Origin of the sequence: Spirosoma luteum DSM 19990, from assembly GCF_000374065.1 — a bacterium.
GTDB classification, from domain to species: domain Bacteria; phylum Bacteroidota; class Bacteroidia; order Cytophagales; family Spirosomataceae; genus Spirosoma; species Spirosoma luteum.
Genome location: NZ_KB893246.1, coordinates 238,638 through 261,364 on the forward strand (window position 1 = coordinate 238,638; position 22,727 = coordinate 261,364).

The 22,727-nt window shown below is 49.9% G+C and carries 13 protein-coding genes; 3 read left to right on the forward strand and 10 right to left on the reverse strand.

Annotated features, from left to right (window positions below; genetic code table 11):
* Positions 1 to 387 carry a TraR/DksA family transcriptional regulator gene (locus B156_RS0105520; protein ID WP_018618652.1) on the reverse strand — a complete coding sequence of 129 codons (387 nt, stop codon included), beginning with the start codon at positions 385 to 387 and terminating at the stop codon, positions 1 to 3.
* 332 nt (positions 388 to 719) lie between these two features.
* Between B156_RS0105520 and B156_RS0105525 the strand changes: the two genes are divergently transcribed.
* Positions 720 to 1,994 carry a Glu/Leu/Phe/Val family dehydrogenase gene (locus B156_RS0105525; RefSeq protein WP_026260620.1) on the forward strand — a complete coding sequence of 425 codons (1,275 nt, stop codon included), beginning with the start codon at positions 720 to 722 and terminating at the stop codon, positions 1,992 to 1,994.
* Between the two features lie 95 nt (positions 1,995 to 2,089).
* Positions 2,090 to 2,755, forward strand: coding sequence for a phosphatidylserine decarboxylase family protein (locus B156_RS0105530; protein WP_018618656.1), 666 nt, complete (start codon positions 2,090 to 2,092; stop codon positions 2,753 to 2,755).
* Positions 2,756 to 2,782: 27 nt separating this feature from the next.
* Here B156_RS0105530 and B156_RS0105535 read toward each other — a convergent pair whose 3' ends face one another.
* Positions 2,783 to 4,666 (reverse strand): heparinase II/III domain-containing protein, encoded by a 1,884-nt coding sequence (locus B156_RS0105535; RefSeq protein WP_018618657.1) that lies wholly within the window; start codon positions 4,664 to 4,666, stop codon positions 2,783 to 2,785.
* Positions 4,667 to 4,732: 66 nt separating this feature from the next.
* On the reverse strand, positions 4,733 to 6,052 hold the full coding sequence (locus B156_RS0105540; protein ID WP_018618659.1) for an APC family permease: 1,320 nt from the start codon (positions 6,050 to 6,052) through the stop codon (positions 4,733 to 4,735).
* Between the two features lie 273 nt (positions 6,053 to 6,325).
* Here B156_RS0105540 and B156_RS0105545 point away from each other — a divergent pair, with 273 nt between their 5' ends.
* Complete coding sequence (locus tag B156_RS0105545; RefSeq protein WP_018618661.1) at positions 6,326 to 9,874, forward strand: DEAD/DEAH box helicase; 3,549 nt, start codon at positions 6,326 to 6,328, stop codon at positions 9,872 to 9,874.
* A gap of 216 nt (positions 9,875 to 10,090) precedes the next feature.
* Here the strand turns inward: B156_RS0105545 and B156_RS0105550 are convergent, their stop codons facing one another.
* The 7 genes from B156_RS0105550 to B156_RS0105580 form a co-directional block, all read right to left on the reverse strand.
* A complete protein-coding gene (locus B156_RS0105550; RefSeq protein ID WP_018618663.1) occupies positions 10,091 to 14,086 on the reverse strand; it encodes a hybrid sensor histidine kinase/response regulator transcription factor in 3,996 nt (1,331 codons plus the stop codon).
* A 170-nt stretch (positions 14,087 to 14,256) separates the two neighbouring features.
* On the reverse strand, positions 14,257 to 15,633 hold the full coding sequence (locus B156_RS0105555) for a Gfo/Idh/MocA family protein (RefSeq protein ID WP_018618665.1): 1,377 nt from the start codon (positions 15,631 to 15,633) through the stop codon (positions 14,257 to 14,259).
* A gap of 46 nt (positions 15,634 to 15,679) precedes the next feature.
* Complete coding sequence (locus B156_RS0105560) at positions 15,680 to 16,846, reverse strand: alpha/beta hydrolase family protein (protein ID WP_018618666.1); 1,167 nt, start codon at positions 16,844 to 16,846, stop codon at positions 15,680 to 15,682.
* A gap of 21 nt (positions 16,847 to 16,867) precedes the next feature.
* Positions 16,868 to 19,198 (reverse strand): DUF7133 domain-containing protein, encoded by a 2,331-nt coding sequence (locus tag B156_RS0105565; protein ID WP_018618668.1) that lies wholly within the window; start codon positions 19,196 to 19,198, stop codon positions 16,868 to 16,870.
* Positions 19,199 to 19,282: 84 nt separating this feature from the next.
* On the reverse strand, positions 19,283 to 21,022 hold the full coding sequence (locus B156_RS0105570; protein ID WP_018618669.1) for a GMC oxidoreductase: 1,740 nt from the start codon (positions 21,020 to 21,022) through the stop codon (positions 19,283 to 19,285).
* 193 nt (positions 21,023 to 21,215) lie between these two features.
* Positions 21,216 to 21,998: a peptidase associated/transthyretin-like domain-containing protein gene (locus B156_RS0105575; protein WP_018618670.1), complete on the reverse strand. Its 783-nt coding sequence runs from the start codon at positions 21,996 to 21,998 to the stop codon at positions 21,216 to 21,218.
* 48 nt (positions 21,999 to 22,046) lie between these two features.
* Positions 22,047 to 22,709, reverse strand: a complete 663-nt coding sequence (locus tag B156_RS0105580) for an HAD family hydrolase (RefSeq protein ID WP_018618672.1) — start codon at positions 22,707 to 22,709, stop codon at positions 22,047 to 22,049.
* Positions 22,710 to 22,727 lie beyond the last annotated feature (18 nt).

Sequence of the window (22,727 nt, forward strand, 5' to 3'; positions counted from 1 at the left end):
CTAACGTGACTGGCGCAGTTTAGCTTCGATGGTTTGTTGGGTGTGTGGCACAGCCCGTAGGCGCTCTTTTGGAATTAACTTTCCTGTATCCTTACAGACACCGTACGTTCCATTCTTGATCCGTACCATAGCCGCATCCAGTTGCTGAATAAACTTTTGCAACCGGGCAGCCAATTGGCTCAGGTTCTCCCGTTCGCTGGTATCAGCCCCATCTTCAAGCAGTTTAGAATTGCCCGAGGTGTTGTCTGTACCGCTGTCGTTACGTTTGCTGAGGGTCTCCTTAATATAGTTCAGCTCACTGCGGGTTGTATCGAGTTTCTGACCAATTAATTCAGCAAACTCTTTTAGGTCTTCTTCCGAATAACGTTTGTTCTCTTCCTGAACCATAGCGATTGTGTACGTTAGGTGGTGTGCTTTGATTTCAGCCACAAAAGTAATATTTTCTATGCATTATTTCAACGATGTATTTATAATAACTCTACATTTAAGAAAATTTATCAAACCGTCAATAGAGGCATATGTAAACCATTATTCTGCTATTCACCCTTAATATAAAAAAATGTTTTGCCAAATACGTCCTTGGCAACGTATTATATGGCGGGCGGCTATTATACTAATCTTATAAAAAATATAGTTATCACAATATCAGTTATGATTTAATAAGTTTGCGACGCACTTTATCATCAAATTTGCCTTTAACTAGGAGTAAAAGAAAAACCATGGGATATATTGAACCAGCCCCAATAAAAGATAAAGAGAATCCACTAGAGTCGATGATGTCGCGCTTTGATGCTGCGGCCAAGTTAGTGGGCATTTCTGATGAAATGTATGACATACTCAAAGTACCGGCACGGCAGGTAATTGTCGGTTTGCCTGTAACGATGGATAATGGTAGTATTAAAGTTTTTGAAGGCTATCGGGTTATTCATTCCAACATTCTCGGCCCGTCGAAAGGGGGAATACGACTTGATCCGGGTGTAAACCTTGATGAGGTTCGTGCGCTGGCAGCCTGGATGACCTGGAAATGTGCCGTTGTTGATATTCCGTATGGTGGTGCCAAAGGCGGTATAGCCTGTAACCCGCGCGAAATGTCGGCAGGTGAAATTGAACGACTCATCCGCCAGTATACAGTGACAATGCTCGATGTGTTTGGCCCCGACCGCGATATACCCGCTCCCGATATGGGAACCGGCCCGCGTGAGATGGCCTGGATCGTAGACGAATATTCTAAAGCGAAAGGAATGACGGTCAATAATGTCGTGACAGGAAAGCCTTTGGTATTAGGCGGATCACTGGGGCGCACTGAGGCTACGGGGCGGGGCGTTACGGTTGCTGCTCTCTCCGCAATGGATAAGTTACGAATGAATCCTTACCGCTCTACGGCTGCTATCCAGGGTTTTGGTAACGTAGGTTCGTTTGCGGCTGAACTACTTCACGAACGCGGAGTTACGGTAGTGGCGGTCAGCGACATTTCTGGTGGCTACTATAACAAAAGCGGTATTGATATTACAGCGGCTATTTCGTATCGGAATGCAAACAAAGGAACGCTGGAAGGATTCACCGGAGCAGAATTAATCTCGAATGAAGAACTGCTCTCACTTCCTGTAGATGTCCTGGTTCCAGCTGCTAAAGAGGATGTCATTACGGATGATAACGCCGGGTCCATTCAGGCAAAAATGATTGTAGAAGGTGCTAATGGACCAACATCAGCCAGTGCCGATGAAATTATCAACAATAAAGGGATAATGGTTATTCCTGATATCCTGGCCAACGCAGGCGGGGTTACTGTTTCCTATTTCGAGTGGGTACAAAATCGAATTGGCTACAAGTGGACACTAGATCGGGTCAACCGCCGGGCGGACCGGGTCATGAAGGATGCCTTCGATCGGGTATTTGAAACGTCACAGCAGTATAAGGTTCCTATGCGTTTGGCGGCCTATATCGTAGCAATCGAGAAGGTATCCAGCACGTACAAATACCGGGGTGGTTACTGATTTAGCTTTGAGAATATGATGTTTTGGGATGATGTCCTACTTTTGCTCATTCCACACATCAAAATTACGTCATATTAAATACTACTTATTCGCTCATGCGCTTACACCGTGAAGGTAAAACCATCATGCTAACCACGGGTCTGGTCCTACTAGTCCTTGATTTGTTAGCTTACTTTTACCTCTTTCCTGACAATCCGACCGCAATAATCCTGTTGGCCCTGACGAGTCTGATTCTGTTCGGTCTGGTCGTGCAGTTCTTCCGTATTCCAAACCGGCTACTTACCACCGGCGAAACGCAGGTAATTGCTCCGGCGGATGGTAAAGTTGTTGTAATTGAAGAAACAACCGAAGCAGAATACTTTAAAGACCGTCGCAGGCAGGTATCCATTTTTATGTCGCCCCTGAACGTACACGTTAACCGCAACCCAATTTCTGGCGTTGTGCGGTACTTCAAATATTTTCCCGGTAAATACCTGGTGGCCTGGCACCCAAAATCAAGCACCGAAAACGAACGGACTACGGTCGTTATTGAAACATCGGCCGGGGTAGAGGTCCTCCTGCGCCAGATAGCCGGAGCCGTTGCCCGACGAATCATCTGTTACGTAAAGGAGGGAAATCCTGTGACGCAGGGCGAAGAGTTCGGCTTTATAAAGTTCGGCTCTCGGGTTGACGTTTTTCTTCCGCTGGATGCGGAGATTAAAGTCAACATCGGCGATGTAACCAAGGGGGGCGTTACGGTGCTGGCAGAGTTGAAGAACTAGCGACGAACCGGATGCCATTTATCCGACTCAATGAGGCCACTGGATCAAAGGTTTTGTGGGTTGCATAGGTCGATTCGCTGACTTTTCAGGAATCAGCCGTACGGTAAGAGCCGTTTTGGTGTTTGCCGGCACGTTCACCTCAAACCCAATCAATACCGTTCCCGGATTGGGGGCGTCATACTCATGTGGTGGATCTGTTGACCATGTTTTTATTTCTACTCCTGCCGGTTCATCAACCTGTAGGAGTAGTTTTTTCCCATCTTTCGTCAATTCGGCTTTGTTAGTACCCAGCACCTTTACCGTGGCCGGGGTCAACATCGTCCATCGAACAGTCGTTGCGGTTGCTGGCGTTTCCAGTTCATCCCGAATCACGACATAGGCCTTATCAACCAAAGCAACACCCCGTTTTGCGCCTGCCAGCACTTCTTTATAAATAGCTGTCAGATCGGTTGTCGCATTCATGAATGCAGGTGCTGCCGAGTAGGACGTTATGGTGGCTTTCCCCTCAACCTGTTGCAAACCGCTATTGATAGTGAGCGTGTTATGGGTAAAGTTATTATATCGAAAAATTTGCCACCGCTGCGAGTCTTGCTTGCTGTTCCACAAATCCACCCCTTTCGACTCCAGTGACTCGTAGTTCTGCATCCCAAAATCCATAGCCCAACGCACGCCATCGGCTTCCATAATAAATGAGCCAACATCCATGTGCGCATGGTTTACAGAAGGGCTACCCCCTTTCAGGCCCACGTAAATAGCCGATGAATCTGACCAAGAGGACCGCATCAACGCTACAGGATTACGCCCTTCGCCAACCCAGAAGGTCTGTTTAGGGGCCTTGATATCATCCATACCAATACCGTTACTCCACAGCATAACGGCCGGCAGTAATCGGTTTCTACTATGCTGTCTCGGAGCTTCGTTTATTAACCGGCTGCGTTCTACCCACAGCAGTGATGGATTCTTCGTTTTTTGAGCAAACCAGAACATTGCGGGCTGTACTTCGCCCGACAAACCAGAATCAGAGTAATTAAAGGCATAGCCCGAGGGGCCGGTCATATTCTCCAGGTAGCCCGCCGTTTTCAAAAAACCAGGCTTGCTGGTCAGGCCGAAGTCCGTTCCGAATGCTTTCTCGATGGCACTGATGAGCATCACGTTGAAGCTGGTTCCATACCCCCAGTAGCTGTAGCCCTCTGGGTAAGCCCCATCCGGGCCATAATCACTCATTGGCAAAGCAACCGACTCGATAGCGCGGCTGATAACGCTTTTAGCCAGTTCGGGCTGATCTTCGTAAACAGCCAGCGCCCCGTAGGTCATCCCGGCGTTACACACCTGATTCCAGTTATGAGAAGCCTTAAGCCAGGAGTTGTATTTCGTATCGAACGAAGGTTCGATTCCCTTTTTCAGGATGGCTTCTTTTATTGTCAATCGGGTCGGTTCAGGCAAGTCATTGTAGAGCCAGTCATAACCGATTGAAACGGCCATAGTCATCTCAGCTACATCCAAAAAATGCGTTGGATTCCAGTCGCTGAAGGCCGATAAAGCTAACAGTTCTTTTTCGGCCCTTGCCCGATATTTTTCCGCATTGGTCATTCGCCACGCGTAGGCCAGATAAAAAAGCCGACGCAATCCTTCCCGGGATTTATCCAACAGGCGTCTGCCAATCTTGATACGTTCCAGCGGAGCGGTATCAATCAATGCATCGCTTTCGGTCAGGATTGCCTGATGCAGTTTATTCCATGTTTTATCTGCTACGATAGTACGTTTTATGGTCTCTTCTTCGCCTTTCAGCAACAGTAAACGGGGATGGTCTGGCAGTTTTTTGGTAGTAGATACGTGCTCAACCTGTGCCAGGGTAGAAAAACCGGCCAGCAGGAGAAAAAGAGAGATAAATCGAACGAGCAACGTATTCATAGGGAGCAATACGGATAAGGTTTCCCGAAAGCATTTCTGAATACATAAGCCAGAAAGAAGGCAGCTTTACCGCCCGCTCGCTGTTATCGGCCTGATAAGTAAATAGACCGGGTAACTCACGGCTATAAAGCCAAGCGCGTACAGGCTACTGGAGAAATCGCCGATGATAACACCCAGCAGAAATAAAATGGATACAATCAGGAGTGTCCAGGTGGAAAAAGGGTAGCCCCACGCCCGCACGACACGGGGCAATTCCGGCTCCGTTTGACGAAGGCGAATCAGAGCCGCAAAACCCGACGCATAACACAACACGAAGAAAAACGTAGCGATATCGGACAGCTTGCCGTAGGTGTTCGTCAAAATCATCAGAATGGATGCCCCGGCGGTTAGTAAGGTAGCGTTAACGGGAGTACCACCTTCGTTTACACGGGTAACAAACCGAAAAAACAGCCCGTCGCGCCCCATGGCAAAAATGACGCGCGGATTGAACATTATCTGGGCATTGATGATACCCATGATGGAAATCATCAGCAGAAAGGTCACAATCTGGGCACTACCCGCCCCAAATAATAGCTGCACTGCATCGGCCGCCGGCAGTTTAGAGCCAGCCATTACCGATACGGGCAGCACATACAGCAATGCCAGATTGACTAAAATATAAATCCCAATAATCAGCAAAACGCCACTAATCATAGACCGGGGCAGGTTACGACCGGGGTCAACGTCCTCTTCGGTAAAATAAGCGGCAGTATGCCATCCATCATACGTATAAAAAACAGACTGCAAGGCCGCCAGTACCCCCAGCCAGACACCTCCTTCGGCCAGCGGGCGTATGGTGTCTACCGTAGCAGCTGGTTTAGCCGGTGTTATCACAAAACAAATAACGACAAATGCCAGTAGGCCCACCGCTTTCAGCACGCTCATCACCTCCTGCGCGCGGCTCGCCAACCGTACCCCTACCGAGTGAAAAGCCACAAAGGCAACCAGAATAGCAATGGCAACTATCTTCTGACTAGTAGCCGTTGATGGAAATAGGATAGCCGTATATTCACTCATTACTGCTGCACCAAAAGCCATGGCAGATACGCTCCCCAGCCAGCTGCTGATGCCAATGATAAACCCGGCATAATTACCAAAGGCACGCCGGGCATACACATACCAGGCCCCCACTTTGGGTAGCATCGTTCCCAATTCCATGACCGACAGGGAGCCAACCAGGGCGTAAAGTCCCACGGCCAGCCACACCACAATGATTAATGTCGGATTCCCAATATCCTGCGCAATGGGGCCGGGTTTACGCAAAATTCCCGTACCCACCGTTCCACCGATGGTTACGGCTACGCCAAATCCAACACCTAATAATTTTTTTAATTGATGCTGAGCCATAAGTCGGGTGACAGGAGAAGGGTGGGCAATCCTGCAATAATAGCGAAAAGTTTGTCCGTTGTTTTGGCGTTCAGCAGTTTCTATCCGTCCCGGCGCGTTTTTCAGGGTACTACTGGCTTCTTTCTGGATGCTGTGCTTGTATTACCCTCCCATTTTCGTGTTAGATTGCGGATAGTGGTACCCGATTAGCAGGCTTACTAAAGACCATAACTGTCGTAAAATGGTTAATCTGCTATTTTTGTGCTGAAATTCACGGGTTTTCAAGGTATATAGATGGCGGAGCGGATTAGTTACGGGAAAACATGGTGGGGGCAACAGTGGCTCAATGCCCTGACCAGTATTGACATGGCCAATCGCCTGCCGCGTGGTAAAACATACGCGAACAAGGGAGCTGTGCAGGGGTTGCTCATTTCCAACAATCAGATTAGTGCCTCCATCAAAGGGTCGGCTCCCCGGCCTTACAAGGCAAAACTGTCGGTGCCGCTATTTACCGAGCAGGAGAAAACGTCCCTACTGACTGAAATTCGGGAGAATCCTGCTATTCTGGCCCAACTCCTGAACCGTCAGCTACCACCTGAACTAACTGAATTCACGATTAAACGAGGTATTAACCTCTTTCCCCGCTCGTTTCGGGACCTGGATATGGGTTGCTCTTGTCCCGATTACGCGGTACCCTGCAAACATCTCGCGGCCGTCGTTTATACCATCGCTAACGAAATAGACCGGAATCCTTTCCTGGTTTTCCAATTGAAAGGGCTGGATATCTTGGAAGAACTTCAGAAAGATCAGACCACAGCCATTGGCGGCAGCATGGGCCATGTTTTTTCATTCAAGGACATCTGCACCGATGAACTGCCCGATGAGGAGGACTGGCAACCCAACGAAAAAGTTCGTGCCCGGCTGGATTTCGCTACCATCCAGCCCCTATCGGAGCAATTGCTAAGTCTGCTGGCTACCGATGTTACATTTGCCAAGAGCGACTTTCACAAATCACTTACCAAAGCTTACAAACTATTCGGCAAGCCTGCAGATACAATAGAATCACTGGCCCAAACCGACCATCCCAGCTTTAGCGACAGCATTGAGCTACAACTCGATGAGGTAATGGGCATTAAAAAAATCAACATCTTTAGTGAACATGGTGAACCCCGCCCGCTACCCGGTCTGAAATTGAGAGACCTGATAGCGTGGGTTAATACACTCACCGAAGCCGACTGGCCCGAGATGAGTGATTCTGTCCGGGCATTGTATCTGACCAATCAATTCTCGGCCGCTTTGTTGCGTAAGGGGGCGGTTGTACCGCAGTTGCTGCGCGTTGGGCCCGCCGAAGACCAGTACCGGGTTCGGTGGTTGCCGGCTACCCTGAATGATACGGTCCGGCAGTTGACCGATTGGCTGGGAACACAAATTCCACTCGATATGCTCACGGTGCGCTGGCAAAAAGAATGGCTGGCTTTGCCGGATGGCCAACTAATACTGACGCTCTGCTCGCTGTTTCTGCGCCGGGTTATTAAACCCGCTACCATCGAACTCTGGGAACGCTGGCCCTTAGAAGATGCCGACCGCTTGTTTTTTGGGGTCGAAACGCTGCGCTTTGAAGGGTTTGGCCGCAAGGAGATGCCCCTGGCCATTCAACTCTGGCTGAATGATTTCTTCCTGACCCACAAACGATTTGTACCCATTCTGGCGGTAGAAGACAGCGACCTGGATGAGGCTTCGTTTGGCGATGAGTTTCGTCTGCGGCTGCTCATCCGCGACCGTGAAGCAGCTACCGTGAATGGCGCGCCAGACCAACCAATTCCTCTACCCGAACTACTTACCAAAAAGAAGCATGCACCTATCCGAATGGCGGTGTTGCAGGATTTGCTGGTACTCTCGCGGCACTTTCCGGATTTGGCCAAGCTGACAAAAACGAGTGGTCCGGAATACCTTACCTATTCGCCGAGTCAGTTTGTGCAGGTTTTGCTCAACACATTGCCCCGGATGCAGTTGCTCGGCATCGCCCTGTGGCTACCGAAGTCCCTCCAGCATTGGGTCCGTCCGCAGGTGGGTGGTCGGCTGAAAGCGAAGGTTACGGCAAACAACGCATTCATGCGATTGGACGATATGCTAACATTCGACTGGCAGGTGGCACTGGGCGACGAAATGGTTAGTATGAACGAGTTTCAAAAATTAGTCGGACGGTCAACGGGTTTGGTGAAAATCAAAGACCAGTACGTACTCATCGACCCAAATGACCTGACTAAACTGTACAAGCAACTCGAAAATCCCCCTGAACTAACCGGTCCTGAGTTACTCCGGGCCGCCTTGTCAGAAGAGTACAAGGGCGGGCGGTTAGGCCTGTCGGAGGAAGTGAGGAAGTTGGTGAGGAAGTTCACCGAGAGTGAAGCACAACCACTTCCCAGTGCCTTGAACGCTACCCTGCGCCCCTATCAGCAACGCGGCTACGATTGGCTCGTTAAGAATACCGCACTCGGCATGGGCAGTTTACTGGCCGACGATATGGGCTTGGGTAAAACGGTCCAAATCATCGCCCTTCTCCTCAAATTCAGGCAGGAGGGCCGATTCAAAAAACAAAAGGGGTTAGTAGTTTTGCCAACAACGCTGCTCACCAACTGGCAGAAAGAAATTAACCGGTTCGCGCCGGAACTACAGGCCCGGGTGTATCATGGCTCCACCCGTAAACTCCCACCCGAAAAGGATACGTATGACTTACTGCTGACTACCTACGGCGTCGTGCGCTCGGACCTCGAAACCCTGAAAAAAATAACCTGGGCGGTCGTTGTTATTGATGAAGCGCAAAACATCAAGAACGCAGATACAGAACAGACGAAAGCGGTAAAAGCCCTGAAATCACCCGTTCGAATCGCACTGAGTGGTACTCCTGTCGAAAACCGTTTATCGGAGTTCTGGAGCATCATGGACTTTGTCAACAAAGGCTATCTGGGGGGGGCCAGCAAGTTCAACGAAGAGTTCGGGAAGCCAATTCAGCAGGAGCGCGACCATCAGAAACTTGACCAGTTCCGGCGGGTAACCAGCCCGTTCCTGCTCCGTCGCGTCAAAACCGACAAAGCCATTATCAGCGACCTGCCCGATAAAATCGAGACTAATCAGTTTTGTACGCTTACAACCGAGCAAGCGGCTTTGTACGAAAGTGTTGTGCAGGAAAGCATCCGGGCCATTGAGCAAAAAGATGGCATTGCCCGTCGGGGCTTAGTTCTCAAGCTCATGACCGCCCTGAAGCAGATTGGTAATCATCCGCATCAGTATCTCAAGCGCGGGAATGACGCACCAGCTATTTCGGGGAAAGCAACGCTCCTGCTCAATCTGCTCGAAAACATTTACGCCAGCCACGAGAAGGTACTGATTTTTACCCAGTATCGCGAAATGGGTGAGTTACTCGCTCAGTTCATCGAGCAGGCGTTTGGCATACCCCCACTCTTTCTGCATGGCGGCACATCACGTCCCGAGCGCGACCGGATGGTAGATCAGTTTCAAAAAAACCGTTCCGACCATACCTTTATTCTGTCGTTAAAAGCTGGTGGTACAGGGCTGAATTTAACACAGGCCAACCATGTCATCCATTACGATTTGTGGTGGAATCCAGCGGTAGAAAGTCAGGCTACCGACCGGGCTTTTCGTATTGGCCAAACCAAGAACGTGCTGGTTTACCGGTTGATGAATCAGGGAACGCTGGAAGAAAAAATTGATGCCATGATCCGCTCTAAACGCGAACTTGCCGACCTCAGCGTGAAAACCGGCGAAACATGGCTGGGCGATTTGAGCGATGCTGAGTTGAAGGAGCTGGTGAGTTTAGGGTAAATGAAGCACTCATCAGCTGGAGCCTGAAAGCCCAACTGATGAGTGACTTGAATCCAATCCTCGGCCTTGCAAAAAAGGGGAAGGTTAATTAGAAAAGAAGCAGAAAGACTGATGGCGGATATAACGGTGTAAATCTCGGTAGTTCTGACCTATACGCACCTTCCGATTTGGGACATCTTTCGATGTATTTGGGACATTTTTCATCTGATACCCCACTTAAACAGGCGTCGATCCACTTACTTTTCTTTTTTCGACAAATTGCGTTGGGGTCTGATGGTAAAAATCCTTAAAGCTTTTAGTGAAGTGCGTAGCTGCCTTAAACCCGACCAATTCAGCTGTTTCGGTTACGTTTTTACCAGCCAGTAATAGCTCAGTCGCTCTACGAAGCCTATAGTGGCGAATCAGTTCGCTGGGGGACTCCATCTGGGTCAGGCTGCTTACTTTGCGCTGGAGCGTCTTACGGCTCATTGATAACTGGTCTGCCAGCCAGTCGACATTAAGTGATGTGTTTGACAGATTTTCATCAAGGAGCGCATGAAACTCCTGTAAGAAAGGATCATGCACCATCTCCGATGAAAGGGGTTCATCCGGGTTCGACAATTGTTGAGAATACCGTTGCCGTAGTTTCTGCTGATGATCCAGGAGGTTACGTATCCGTAATCGAATTTCTCCCATCTGAAAGGGCTTGGTCAGGTATTCATCCGCGCCTTTTTCCAATGCGGCCATTTTGTTATCCTGAGCGGTTTTAGCCGTCAGCAAGATAACCGCTATATGACTGGTGAGAGGATTGGTTTTGATCCGCCCGGTCAATTCGTATCCATCCATTTTCGGCATCATCAGATCCGAGATAACAATATCGGGCAGTTCTTCCTGGATTAATCGCCAACCCTCTTCGCCATCAACAGCACTCAATACCTGGTAGGATTCCGCTAATTCACTGGCCACGAATTGCCGTAATTCGTTATTATCTTCAACAAATAGTATCAGTGGTTTACTTGATTCGCCAACGGGAATTTTGTGGGGAAGCACTGCCGTTTCTTCGTTAGAAAAGCCATAATTATCTGGCTTGATGCCAGGCATCGGCACGGGCAATGGCAATGCAGTATCACTGGTTTCAGGTATCGGAGCAATGGGTAATAGTAACGTGAATCGGGTTCCTTCGTTTGGCTTGCTTTCTACGGCAACATTACCCTGAACTATCTCAACTAACTCTTTCACCAGTGCCAGGCCGATACCTGTACCCTCATATGCACGGGTACGCGAGTCATCGACCTGATAAAAACGATCAAAAATATGCGGTAATTTTTCGGGCGGAATCCCAATGCCCGTATCGGCTACTGTAATATGAACCAGCGAACGGCCTTCCTTTTTATCGCCGTCTGCGAGTCCCAGTGTAACAGAAACCTGCCCATCCGGCCCCGTAAATTTTATAGCATTCGATAATAGGTTCGACAAAACCTTTCCCCATTTGTCGGCATCGAACAAACCTTCTGGTATCGATTCATTAGCCGTGTAAGACAATTGTACTCCTTTTTGTTCGGCCATCTGCCGGAAGGAGTTTACCAGCTGTTCAACAAACTCCGTTGCATTTCCCCGCATTAAGGAAATAGTCATTCCACCCGCTTCCAGTTTAGAGAGATCAAGCAGCTGGCTGATGAGATGGAGTAGTTTGTCGGCATTTCCCTGAACAAGCCCTAGCTTCTGGCGGGTCGTTTGGTCAAATTTATCCTCCTTCAACAAACTCTCGACCGGGCCAATAATCAGTGATAGCGGTGTGCGGAATTCATGCGTGATGTTGGAGAAAAATCGGCTCTTCATTTCATCAAGCACTTTCAGCTGCCTGGCATCCCGCTGGCTCAGTTCCATTTCCTGTTTCTGTCGTATCCGATTTGTATAAAAACGGATATACCCGGTAAGACCACTAACCAGAAAAACCGCGTATAATCCGTACGCCCACCAGGTAGCCCACCAGGGCGGCTGGACAATGAAATGGATGGCAGCCTCTTTCCGATTCCAGATTCCATCACTATTAGCCGCCTTCACCCGAAACGTATACTCTCCGGGAGCCAGATTTGGATAAGTTGCATAGCGTTCATTAACGTTTGTTACCCACTGCTCATCTACACCAACAAGTTGATGGGCATACTGATTTTGTTCGGGTAGCACGTACGTTAATGCTGCAAACTCAAACGACAGGAAATTCTCATTGTATTTCAGCACAAGTGTGCTGTCGGTCGGTGGTCTGGGCTTTTCCATCACCTTTAAGCCGGTGATATAGACCGGAAACGGCCGTTTGTTGCTACATATCTGGTTTGGATTGAAGTACACAACACCGTTCAGGCTTCCGAAAAAGACGTGGTTATTACGGCGAAAGGCAGCGTTCTCCAGAAACGTACTGCTGGGCAGGCCATCGCCAACGTCATAGGTAAGAACCGTTTTTGTTTGTGGGTCAAACCGGCAAATTCCTTTGTTCGTACTGAACCAGATATGACCGGCATTATCGGAGGTAATACTGGTAATGCTGTTGCCCGGTAGACCATCACGGGTGGTAATGGCAGAAAACTGCTCCGTTCGGGGGTCGAACCAGTTTAAACCGCCCTGATGCGTACCAACCCAGATAATACCCTTGTCATCTTCATAAATTGCTCTGACTTCATTGCTGTTCAGGCGTCCGGCTCCCCCGGCTACGTACTGGGTAAACTGACCCGTTTTGGGATTCAGCCGGCACACACCATATCGGGATACCAGTACCCATATGTCGCCGGTTTGGCTAACGACCAGCCCGGCTATGTACTTATCGAGTAATCCATTTTTACTCCCCGGCTTATAGGTATAATACCGGTAGCGGTGCGTACGGCTATCGAATGAAGCGATGCCGCCGTCGCCGGCAATCCATACAGGCCCTCCTTTTCGTTGGCTGATAAATTCGACGTGTACGCTGTCTGACGGGAATTTAAGGTACCGATTTGTTTTATAATCCAGATAATAGAGGTTGTTCCAGGTGCCTACCCACATTCCTTCTGGCCCACTTGGAAACAGCGTATGTATGTAGTTTCTTGTTTGATCTGGTTCAGGTGGCAAATTCTTCAGCCGATTGGTCTGCAAATCAACCCGGTACACGGTCCGCTCGTTGGTGAACCACAGGCGATTGAGACTGTCGACAAGTAAGCTCCTTGCTTTGTTTGCCGACAGGTTAACGGTACTTGTGTTGGGTATTACCTGGTAGGACAGAAACGGTTTGCTGGGTGCATTTTCACGATCAATGCCATTGTCAGTACCCACCCACATTATTCCCGCCCGATCATGATAAACGGCTTGCGCATTATTACTGCTTATTCCCGTTCGATTGGCAGGGTCAGGATGGTACGTAAAAACGGTATGATTTACCGGATCAATGCGTTGCAATCCATTGGTAGTACCTACCCATACGGCACCTGCCGTATCCCGATGGATTGAATTCAGATAGACATAAGGATTAATCTGTCCGCCCGGATTATAGGAAACCAGTTGAAAGGGCTCATGACGCAGATCGATCTGGAATAATCCATGCCCTGCCGTACCCAGCCAAAGGGTATTTTTATCATCCAGATAAAATGAAATAAAGGTTGGCTGAAGCCCATTCTCTGCGGGAGCCGACATCAGCGTGAACTTACGCGTTAGTCGGTCAAACAGATATAGTCCCCGCAACGTAGCTACCCAAAAACGGTGTTGCCGATCCTCAAAAACGGTCTTGATGGGTATGTCGGGTTTCGGTGATCGATACAGGGCGAAATGATGGGTATCGGGATCGTAGCGGGCCAGTCCGCCGAAGGTACCCAGCCATAGAATACCCCGTTGATCTTCATAGATGGAGTGCTGGTTATTCCACCGTCCCGCGCTTTCGGCTTGGATTGGGTGGGGCGTAACCTGACCTGTTTTCTTATTAATCTCGTGCAGGCCACCTCCTTCCGTTACAGCCCAAAGTCGGTCTTTCCGGTCTTCGCACATACCAGAAATTACATTATTCTGTAAACTCCGGTTTTTATCATTTAGGTCGGCCTGAAGAACAGTGAATTTGTAGCCATCGTATTTGGAAAGCCCTTCATTGGTGCCAAACCAGATATAGCCTTCCCGATCCTGAAGAATACAATTTACTGAATTATTAGAAAGACCGTCTTTAACAGATAGGTGTATGAAGGTGTTACTTTTCGCCAACGAAAAAGCCGCGCTCAAACTATCAGACCGATAGTGCTGAGCGAGGCTTTCTGTATTACATACCAGTAAAAATATGATCAGATAATTGCGCAAGGGACATTCATCAATGCATAAAATCGTCGGCAACCGTTACTGACTTCGTTTATTGGTCAATTGAGTATGAGCTCAATTGACCAATAAACGGTAATCTACACTTTTTTAGGATCGGGATGCGTCCAGGGATCGCGGTATGAACGGCTAAGAAGCTTTGTGGCTTCTTTATCCCCGACGACTTCACGCTTTTGGGGATCATACACCAGTGGCCGACCGGTTTTCATGGACATATTAGCCAGAATGCAACTAGCCGTAGAAATGTGTCCCTCTTCAATATCTGCCACGGGGCGGCTCTGCCTGTCGATAGCATCCAGAAAGTTGAGCATATGCAGCCGGGTAGCTGGTGCCGCATTCAGCTCAATTTTTGGATTGGTTGCCTCGGTCACATCCTCCGGGTATTTTTCCTTTTCGTACAGCACGTCAAAGTGCATTTTCTCGCCTTTTCCGTCTGGAATAAAGTCGGCCTGCATTGTACTGGCCCATAGTGTACCTTTGTCGCCATAGAGCGTAAATGACCAGGGGTAGTCAGGGTTATTGGGTGTTCCCCAGGTTTTATGATGCCACACACAGTTTAGTTCGTCATACTCGAAAAGGGCAGATTGCGTATCGGAAATATTCGATTTTCCTTCTTTCTGGACATAAATTCCCCCCGTTGAACTAATACGTTTTGGCCAGCCAAGCTTCAGCATCCAGCGCACCGTGTCGAACATGTGAACGCACATATCACCGGTTATACCATTGCCATATTCCATAAATGTCCGCCACCACCGTACGTGGGGCAGGCCATCATAAGGCCGGAGGGGTGCAGGTCCCGTCCACATATTATAGTCCAGAAAGTCAGGAATAGCCTGTACAGGCGGATTGCCATTGTTCCGCATATGAAGGTCGCAGGCCATTTCTACGTGAGAAATTTTGCCTAATAAACCGGCATCAACGATTTTCTTTTTGACTTCAATCAGGTGGGGCGTACTTTTTCGCTGTGTGCCTACCTGCACCACTTTATTGTATTTCCGGGCGGCCGCTACCATGGCTTCTCCCTCCATCACATCCACGCTGATGGGCTTCTGCACATACACGTTGGCACCGGCTTTAACCGCATCAATCATTTGCAGCGCGTGCCAGTGGTCTGGTGTGCCGATGAGTACGATATCCATCTCATTCTCGGCCAGCATCTTTTGGTAATCCCCATATAGTTTAGGCGTTTTACCCGATTTCTGCCGCTGACTCACCAATTTAGCGGCATCGGCCAGCATATGTTTATCCACATCGCAAAGAGCGACGACCTCTACCGGAGCGACCTGAATAAGGCGAAATAAATCACTTTTACCGTACCAGCCAGTACCAATAAGGCCAACACGCATGGTTTTAGCCGGATAAATAAGGTCCATGCCTCTGGCTCCAAACGTGGAAAGGGCGAGGGAGGCTGTGGTACCCTGTAAAAAACGACGACGGTTAATATTGAACAGTTCCATGAGAATTGGGGATTGCAGGCTCAGAGCCGGGATTTAGGTAGCTAATTTAATGTAAGAGCGCCAGTACTGCTTCGTCGCCCATAACGGCATTGGCCGGACGTGGGTGGTCGGCAGTAAATACCTGTAAGTCGGTTGGCGTAAGTAATTTATTGGGGGTTTCGTCAATCTGTCCGTCTTTCAGCACACGGTTCAAATCCAGTTTCAGATGTTGAGCGAGAAACCGATAGGCAGCCGCGCGTTTGCTGGGGCCATAGTCGTGGCCTTCATTGGGCAGGTGAACATTTTTCACCCGGTCTTTTGCTCCGTAATACCCATAGATGTTCTGAACATAGGGAAACTCAACTTCCGGCGTATGCTTGGTCCAGTCTTTTCCATCCGAAATAAGCAGCATGGGCCGGGGTGCTGCCAGCGCTGCAATGTCAACATTACTGGTTTGATGCGTCGGGCGTTTGTGAATCGGCATGCCACTCTCGCAGGTACAACCGCCAAAAAAGTACGATGATACCATTACCACCGGCACCGAAACCTTTACCCGCGAATCGAGAGCCGTCAGCAGGAACGTCTGCGTTCCCCCACCCGATTCGCCCGTTACACCGATACGTGTCGTATCTACGTCGGGCAAGCTGGTCAGAAAATCCAGCGAACGAATGCCGTTCAGGGCTTGTAAGGTCAACGCTTTGGAAATCTTATGGTCGCTTTGCTTTGAATCACCATAGCCAAGCATGTCGTAAATAAAAACAACGGCTCCCATGCGGGCCAGCGTAGCGCACCGCTGCTGAGCCTGCTCCAGAAAACGGGCATCCTGGTTTTGTGCGTGCCCATGCGGACAAAGGATACCGGCCGCTTTTCCGGTTGATTTTATTGGACGATATAGATTGCCCGTTACAAAAAGACCCGGCAAACTCTCGAACGCTACATTCTCTACCGTGTAGCCATCCATGGTCCGAACACTGTGCCGAATAGGTTTAAGCGGGGCAAATCTTGGCTTGGCTGGCAAATCCATTCCTTCTCGTATTCCCTTCCGAATCATGGCAGCACGGGCTTCCCAACTGGCTTTGTCGTGGTAAGTACTGGCGAACGTCTGTAGTGCCTTAGCCCCTTCTTCTTCCGTAAAATAAGCACCCTGGCACAAGTCGGGCCGGTTAGGGTTAGGCTGGGCAATGGCGGTGGCGATGCTCAGGATGTAACAGATAATTACGTTCTTAATCGTCATGGTTATGTCAAGAGAATTAGCTCATTCGCCCACTCTTTCGAGGTCAGCCAGCGTCCAGGCTTTGGTTCGTCCGGTGGTTTGCTCCCGGATTCTTTTTACATCTTCGGGTTGCACAAAGGGCTTATAACTACGGCGTTTCACAATTTCCGGTGGTGGCCCACTACCCGCTGGCTGCGTACCCGCCGGACGAACATAGGGTGGGAAATTGCCGGTGTAGCCAAATTCGTAGCGGATATAACTAAGCACGGAAGCAATCCATTCGTCGTCGTTGGCACTCATGGATGGCATCACATCAGGATAGGTTTTCTCATCCACCGGACCCGACAATCCATGCAGCAAAATCTTGATTAGTACATCCTTGTCGCCCACAACCCGCTTGGATGCAAACAAAGGGGGCGCTACCATACTACTGCCTCCAACGGCCATGCCTTTACCATCGGGTCCGTGGCAGGTTGCACACAGGGTTTTGAAGGTATTGGCACCCGCCAGCACCCGGTTTCGGTCAACGGGTTCGAGCCGGCCGAGCCGCGAGCCGTAGGTTTTTACCGCGTCATTTTTTAACAGGCTTTTTTGGGTACCAGCCAGCATTTCATTGCCGGCGTTCTGCTCCATCAATTCAGCGGCCAGCGCATGGGCAGCGGGCAACTTGCTCTGATGCAGGGAGAGCACCAACTGAGTTCTGACATCGTAACTGGGGTCGTTTTTCAACTCCCGCAGCTTATCAATCATCTGGCTGTCGTCCTGTTTTACGTACCGCTCCCCAATCCAGACCGCAGCCCGGCGTAGTTGTGGGTTTTCGTCTTTCATTACCCGAACTAACAGGTCTTTATCAATGGCGTCCAGGCCTTCCAAGGTCCACAAAGCGTGCAGACGACCCAGGCTATTGGCATTACTAGTCACCATCTGTTTCAGGGCTGGCACAACCGATTTATCGCCCAGCGTAACGAGTTGCTTCTGGGCATTATCGCGCCACCAGCCGTTCGGATGGTCGAGGTAAGCAATTAGTTTGCTGGCGGGTTCGTCCAGCATATGCGGCATTGGCCCCGGCTTCATCCCGTCGTGTACCAGTCGGTAGATGCGGCCATGCTGCACGTTTTTGTCCAGCCCCAGCCGTTTAATCTGTGGACGGAGGTAAGAGCCTTCGGGCGTCCACTGTGATTCCTGAATAATGCCCCGGTTCATATCTACAATGTAGAGGCACCCGTCCGGCCCGGTGTAGGTGTTTACCGGACGGAAGTTCATATCAGTTGAGGCAATGAATTCCTGCTGCTTATACGCGTTTTCGAGCGTTAATTTTCCATTGGTATTAATCACTTTAGCGCGTCGGATAATCCGGGCGACGGGCTCCCCAATCAGGTAGTCGCCCACCAGATCGGCCGGGAGTTTATCACCCCGAAAAATGGACTGGCCATTACTGGCCGTAAAATGATTGAGGGTACTGTCGGGCAATCGAAGCCGGAGTAATCCCCCCTGAACGTCGGGCGTTCGCATGATAGGCCATACGGCGGTGAACTCGCTCGAATATTGATCCGGAAATTCCAGTGCCCCGTAAACCGGGTTTATCTGAAAGCCGGATGCCGGAATTTCGCCCCCGGCCCGCGAGAAGAACAACCGACCGTAGTTATCATGCGTCAATCCCCATTGCCCATTGGAACCGCTAACCAGCGAATCCGCTTTTAACATGCCATCTTTATATCGAAACCGTACCGGATCGACAGTTACGTAAATCCAGTTGTCGAGGTTCCAGTCCAGGCCGCTGCGCTGATGTTCGAGGTTACCGGGTGCTTTTTTACCCAGCTGATAAACGGGCTTTTTAGCATCTGCTACGCCATCGCCATTGGTATCTTTATAACTCCAGATATCGTAGGTGTCAGTTTCGTTGACCAGCAGTTCATGGTCGACGCACAGTAACATGCGGGGGAGTAACAGCTTGTCGATAAAGACGGAGCTTTTGTCCATTTTTCCGTCATTATTTGTGTCTTCGAGCAACATGACCCGGCTAACGGGAGCATGTTCGTTGGTGCCGTCCACGTCCTGCATATAGGTATCCATTTCTGCCACATACATCCGGGCATTACCATCCCAGGCTATGGCTACTGGTTCCCGAATCATCGGATCGCTGGCAACCAGTTCCATATGATAGCCCTTAGGTACCCGAAACGACCGCAAACTTTGCTCCGGCGTTAACTGACCTGGTGATGGGTTCACGGTAAAAGCAGGAACAGTATCGGCCTGATGGGAAGCCTGTTGGGTACTCTGACCAACAGATTGACTGGTTCGCTGAGCAACCTGGCAGGTGACAACCAGCATGGAGACTACAGTAAGCCCCGGTAGCCAAAAGATGCGCTTCATAGGTTTAAGTCTAAACTAAAATCAAAAGATGATTTTAGTAAACTCTTACTCCATACGAAGCCTGTACCCGTTACAAAATCTGACTTATCGCGGAATGTCACCCCGTTTCAGGGCTTTTACGGCGTAATCGGCAGCTCTGGCGGAGAGCGCCATATACGTTAGTGACGGATTCTGACAGGGTGAAGAGGTCATACAGGCCCCATCGGTACAAAACACGTTTTTGACGCTGTGATGCTGGTTGAACTTGTTGAAAACAGAATTTTTCGGGCTGGTCCCCATGCGGGCCGTTCCCATCTCGTGAATACTCAGCCCCGGATGCGCAGGCGCATCGAAGCCGCTGATGTTCGAGAAGCCCGCTTTCTCCAGCATCAGCACGGCCTGATCGTGGGCATCGCGTCGCATCAGGGTTTCGTTCTCACGGTAGTGAACATCCATTTTCAGCACGGGCTGCCCCCATTTATCCTTAACATCACTGGTCAGGTACACGTGGTTATCTTCATAGGGCATACACTCGCCGAATGCATCGAGCGTGATTTTCCAGGTACCAAACTGGGTTGCTCTCTCCTTAAAATCAGCGCCAAAACCGGCCTCACTGTAGGCATGCTCCCAGTTTTCGCGGTTGGTGTACACTTCAAATCCGTACCCCCGTTTGAACGATTGCTTTTCCTGACCCACCAGGTTTCGGAAACGGGGAATGTACAGCCCCGCCGGGTGCCGACCGTAATAGTATTTGTCCAAATCATGATCATAGTCTGCCCGTGCGCCGACGTGAAAATGGTGGTCCATTACGTTACGGCCCAATTGTCCACTATCGTCCATTCCATTCGGGAAACGGTTGGATGTAGAGTTCATCAGAATATAGGTAGACCCCAGCGCCGAGGCATTCAGGAAAATTATGCTGGCGTTGAACTCGTGCCATTCGTGCGTTTGCTCGTCGATAACTCGAACGCCCGTTGCCAAGCCGGTTTTCTCGTCGTAGATAATGGAATTAACAATGGAATGGGGCCGGACAGTGAGCCGTTTTGTTCGTCGGGCAGCAGGTAGCGTGGCCGATTGCGTGCAAAAATAGGCACCATAGGGGCATCCACGCATACATAAGTTGCGGTACTGACACTTGGCCCGGCCAAGATTCATCTGCTCCTGTGTAGGGGCAGTTAGGTGAGCAGCCCGCGCTGAAATTACTTTCCGGTCTGGAAACTGGTTATTTACGCTTTGCCGAAGGTGTGCTTCCACGCAGTTATCGGGCATAGCGGGTTGAAACTGCCCGTCGGGCAGGTGCGGCAGTCCATCCCGGTTTCCGGCAATCCCGGCAAACCTCTCCACATAATCGTACCAGGGTGCAATGTCTTTGTATCGAATTGGCCAGTCGGTAGCAATACCATCTTTGGCATTGGCTTCGAAATCCAGGTCCGAGAACCGAAACGAATACCGCCCCCACATTAACGACCGGCCACCCAGATGATAGCCCCGAATCCAGTCGAACGGTTTTTCTTCGACATAGGGATTGTCCAGGTCATTGACGAATTGCTGATGAGTGGCTTCGGTAATGGTAAAGCCCGTTCGGTTCTGCACAGGATAGTTTTTCACCACATCCAGCGGCATAGCCTGGTTATGGTGCGGAAACTGCCAGGGGTCCATTGTGGCCGTGTGGTAATCCGTGACGTGCTCAATCATGCGTCCCCGCTCCAGCAGTAATACATTCAGCCCCTTCTCGCAGAGTTCCTTGGCCGACCAGCCACCGCTGATTCCCGACCCGACGACAATGGCATCAAATTTTTTTCCGGATGGAACAGGTGGGTAGGCGGAGGTTTTAGAATGGCTCATGGTAAAGGAGTTTTTATAAAAACGCGGAGAAAGCAGACATCAGGTTAATTATTTTCTATAATATCCCCGTTCCTCTGCTTCTACATCCTTGACGAAGGCTCACTACCCATTTCTCTGAAAATGTCAAAGCCTCTTTAAATGGATGATGATTGTCCTGATTTTGACAATAACCCAACAAGGATAGGCGACAACATTATGGTTGTCGGGGAGGCTGGTTTTTTCCTGGTTCGGGCGCTACTCGGCTGGGGCGGTTGAAGCCATCCCGATACCGGTTTCGTAATTGCTGAATGGTGTTAATCAGGTCATAGTCTTCGGCCTTAAGCAGAAACTCATCATCCAGCTCGCAGAAGTCGAAGAAGCGGTCTATGTCATCCGCTTTCAGGTCGGTGGATTGTTCGGTCAGTAACCGGAATCGTTCGAGGGCCAGAGCATGTCGCCGGTCCTGCTGCATGATGTAGTAGGCTTTCCGGTCCGATTTGGGTCGTTTGCCAAACATTTCATACAGTAACGTTACGCCTGCGCCATCGGCCAGCCGGTCGAAGGTTTGCTCGCCGGTTACTTTTTTGGAGGCAACCGGCTCATCGAGTATCTGCCTGATTTCGCGTTTAACTTCCTCATATCGTTTCCCGGTCACGGTTACCTCATCCAGTTCGACCACCCGATAGGGCATGGGAGGGAGCGCTTTGGCAATAATTGTTGGGTTTTCGGAACCGTCGTACTTAATACCTGTGCGGTTGTAAAGCTGACTGGTGATGATAAGCGAGTCGCCGGGTTGGACGGTCATAAAAAAACGCCCGCTTTCGTTCGTACGACCGCGCTGACGGGTGCGTTGGTTAACAACTGTCACTTTGTTGACCGCCGATTTTGTTGTCTGGTCAATGACGGTCCCTACCACGTATTTTCCCTGTGCCCACGCCAGCCCCGACCAGCTCAGTAAACCGGCAAGAGAGAGCAGAAAAAGCGTTTTTTGGGGCATAGTAAAGTGATGAAAAGTAAAAATACGGTTTTTGCGCGTCTACTATTCTTAAAAATCCTTAACCAGCCCCAGTAGCCGGTCGAGGGTGATATCCGTAAAGTCATGCGCTACGTCATCCACAAACGAATAGAGTTCATCCGGTGTCTGGGTTGTAGCCATGCCTACAACGGTAGCCCCCGATGCTTTGGCAGCCTGAATGCCCGTCATCGAATCCTCAAAAATGACACAGTCTGTCGGCTCAACACCGAGCATTTCCATGGCTTTCTCATAGATTTCGGGGTCAGGTTTGGGATGCCTGACCATACTCTCATTCAGCAGGGCATCAAAATAGGACCGAATATTGAGCGTATCCATAACGAAGTCAAGATTTTCGACCGGGGCCGATGTAGCGACAGCCAGTTTTAAACCGGCTTCCTTCAAGGCTTTAAGAAATGGAATAAGGCCAGCCACGGGCCTAATATCCGGCTGGTAGATTTCCCGAAATAACGCTTCCTTTTCATGGCTGAGCCGATGAACTTCCTCCGGCGTTAGTGTCTGACCGGCAAATAGATGAGCCACAATATCGGCGTTATGTTTACCCGAAACGTGTTGCACAAAATCGGCATCGCTCAATAGCTTTCCGTTGCGCTGGTAGTACTCCCGCCATGCGGTACGGTGGTGTGGGTTGGTGTCCACCAAGACCCCGTCCATATCAAAAATTACAGCTTTCATCTTGTTTGGGTTGACAGT

Excerpts from the sequence above, each read along its gene's own strand:
- B156_RS0105535 (WP_018618657.1), bottom strand. The coding sequence starts at position 4,666 with ATGAATACGTTGCTCGTTCGATTTATCTCTCTTTTTCTCCTGCTGGCC.
- B156_RS0105525 (WP_026260620.1), top strand. The coding sequence starts at position 720 with ATGGGATATATTGAACCAGCCCCAATAAAAGATAAAGAGAATCCACTA.
- B156_RS0105545 (WP_018618661.1), top strand. The coding sequence starts at position 6,326 with ATGGCGGAGCGGATTAGTTACGGGAAAACATGGTGGGGGCAACAGTGG.
- B156_RS0105540 (WP_018618659.1), bottom strand. The coding sequence starts at position 6,052 with ATGGCTCAGCATCAATTAAAAAAATTATTAGGTGTTGGATTTGGCGTA.
- B156_RS0105575 (WP_018618670.1), bottom strand. The coding sequence starts at position 21,998 with ATGCCCCAAAAAACGCTTTTTCTGCTCTCTCTTGCCGGTTTACTGAGC.
- B156_RS0105565 (WP_018618668.1), bottom strand. The coding sequence starts at position 19,198 with ATGAAGCGCATCTTTTGGCTACCGGGGCTTACTGTAGTCTCCATGCTG.
- B156_RS0105555 (WP_018618665.1), bottom strand. The coding sequence starts at position 15,633 with ATGGAACTGTTCAATATTAACCGTCGTCGTTTTTTACAGGGTACCACA.
- B156_RS0105580 (WP_018618672.1), bottom strand. The coding sequence starts at position 22,709 with ATGAAAGCTGTAATTTTTGATATGGACGGGGTCTTGGTGGACACCAAC.
- B156_RS0105520 (WP_018618652.1), bottom strand. The coding sequence starts at position 387 with ATGGTTCAGGAAGAGAACAAACGTTATTCGGAAGAAGACCTAAAAGAG.
- B156_RS0105570 (WP_018618669.1), bottom strand. The coding sequence starts at position 21,022 with ATGAGCCATTCTAAAACCTCCGCCTACCCACCTGTTCCATCCGGAAAA.
- B156_RS0105530 (WP_018618656.1), top strand. The coding sequence starts at position 2,090 with ATGCGCTTACACCGTGAAGGTAAAACCATCATGCTAACCACGGGTCTG.
- B156_RS0105560 (WP_018618666.1), bottom strand. The coding sequence starts at position 16,846 with ATGACGATTAAGAACGTAATTATCTGTTACATCCTGAGCATCGCCACC.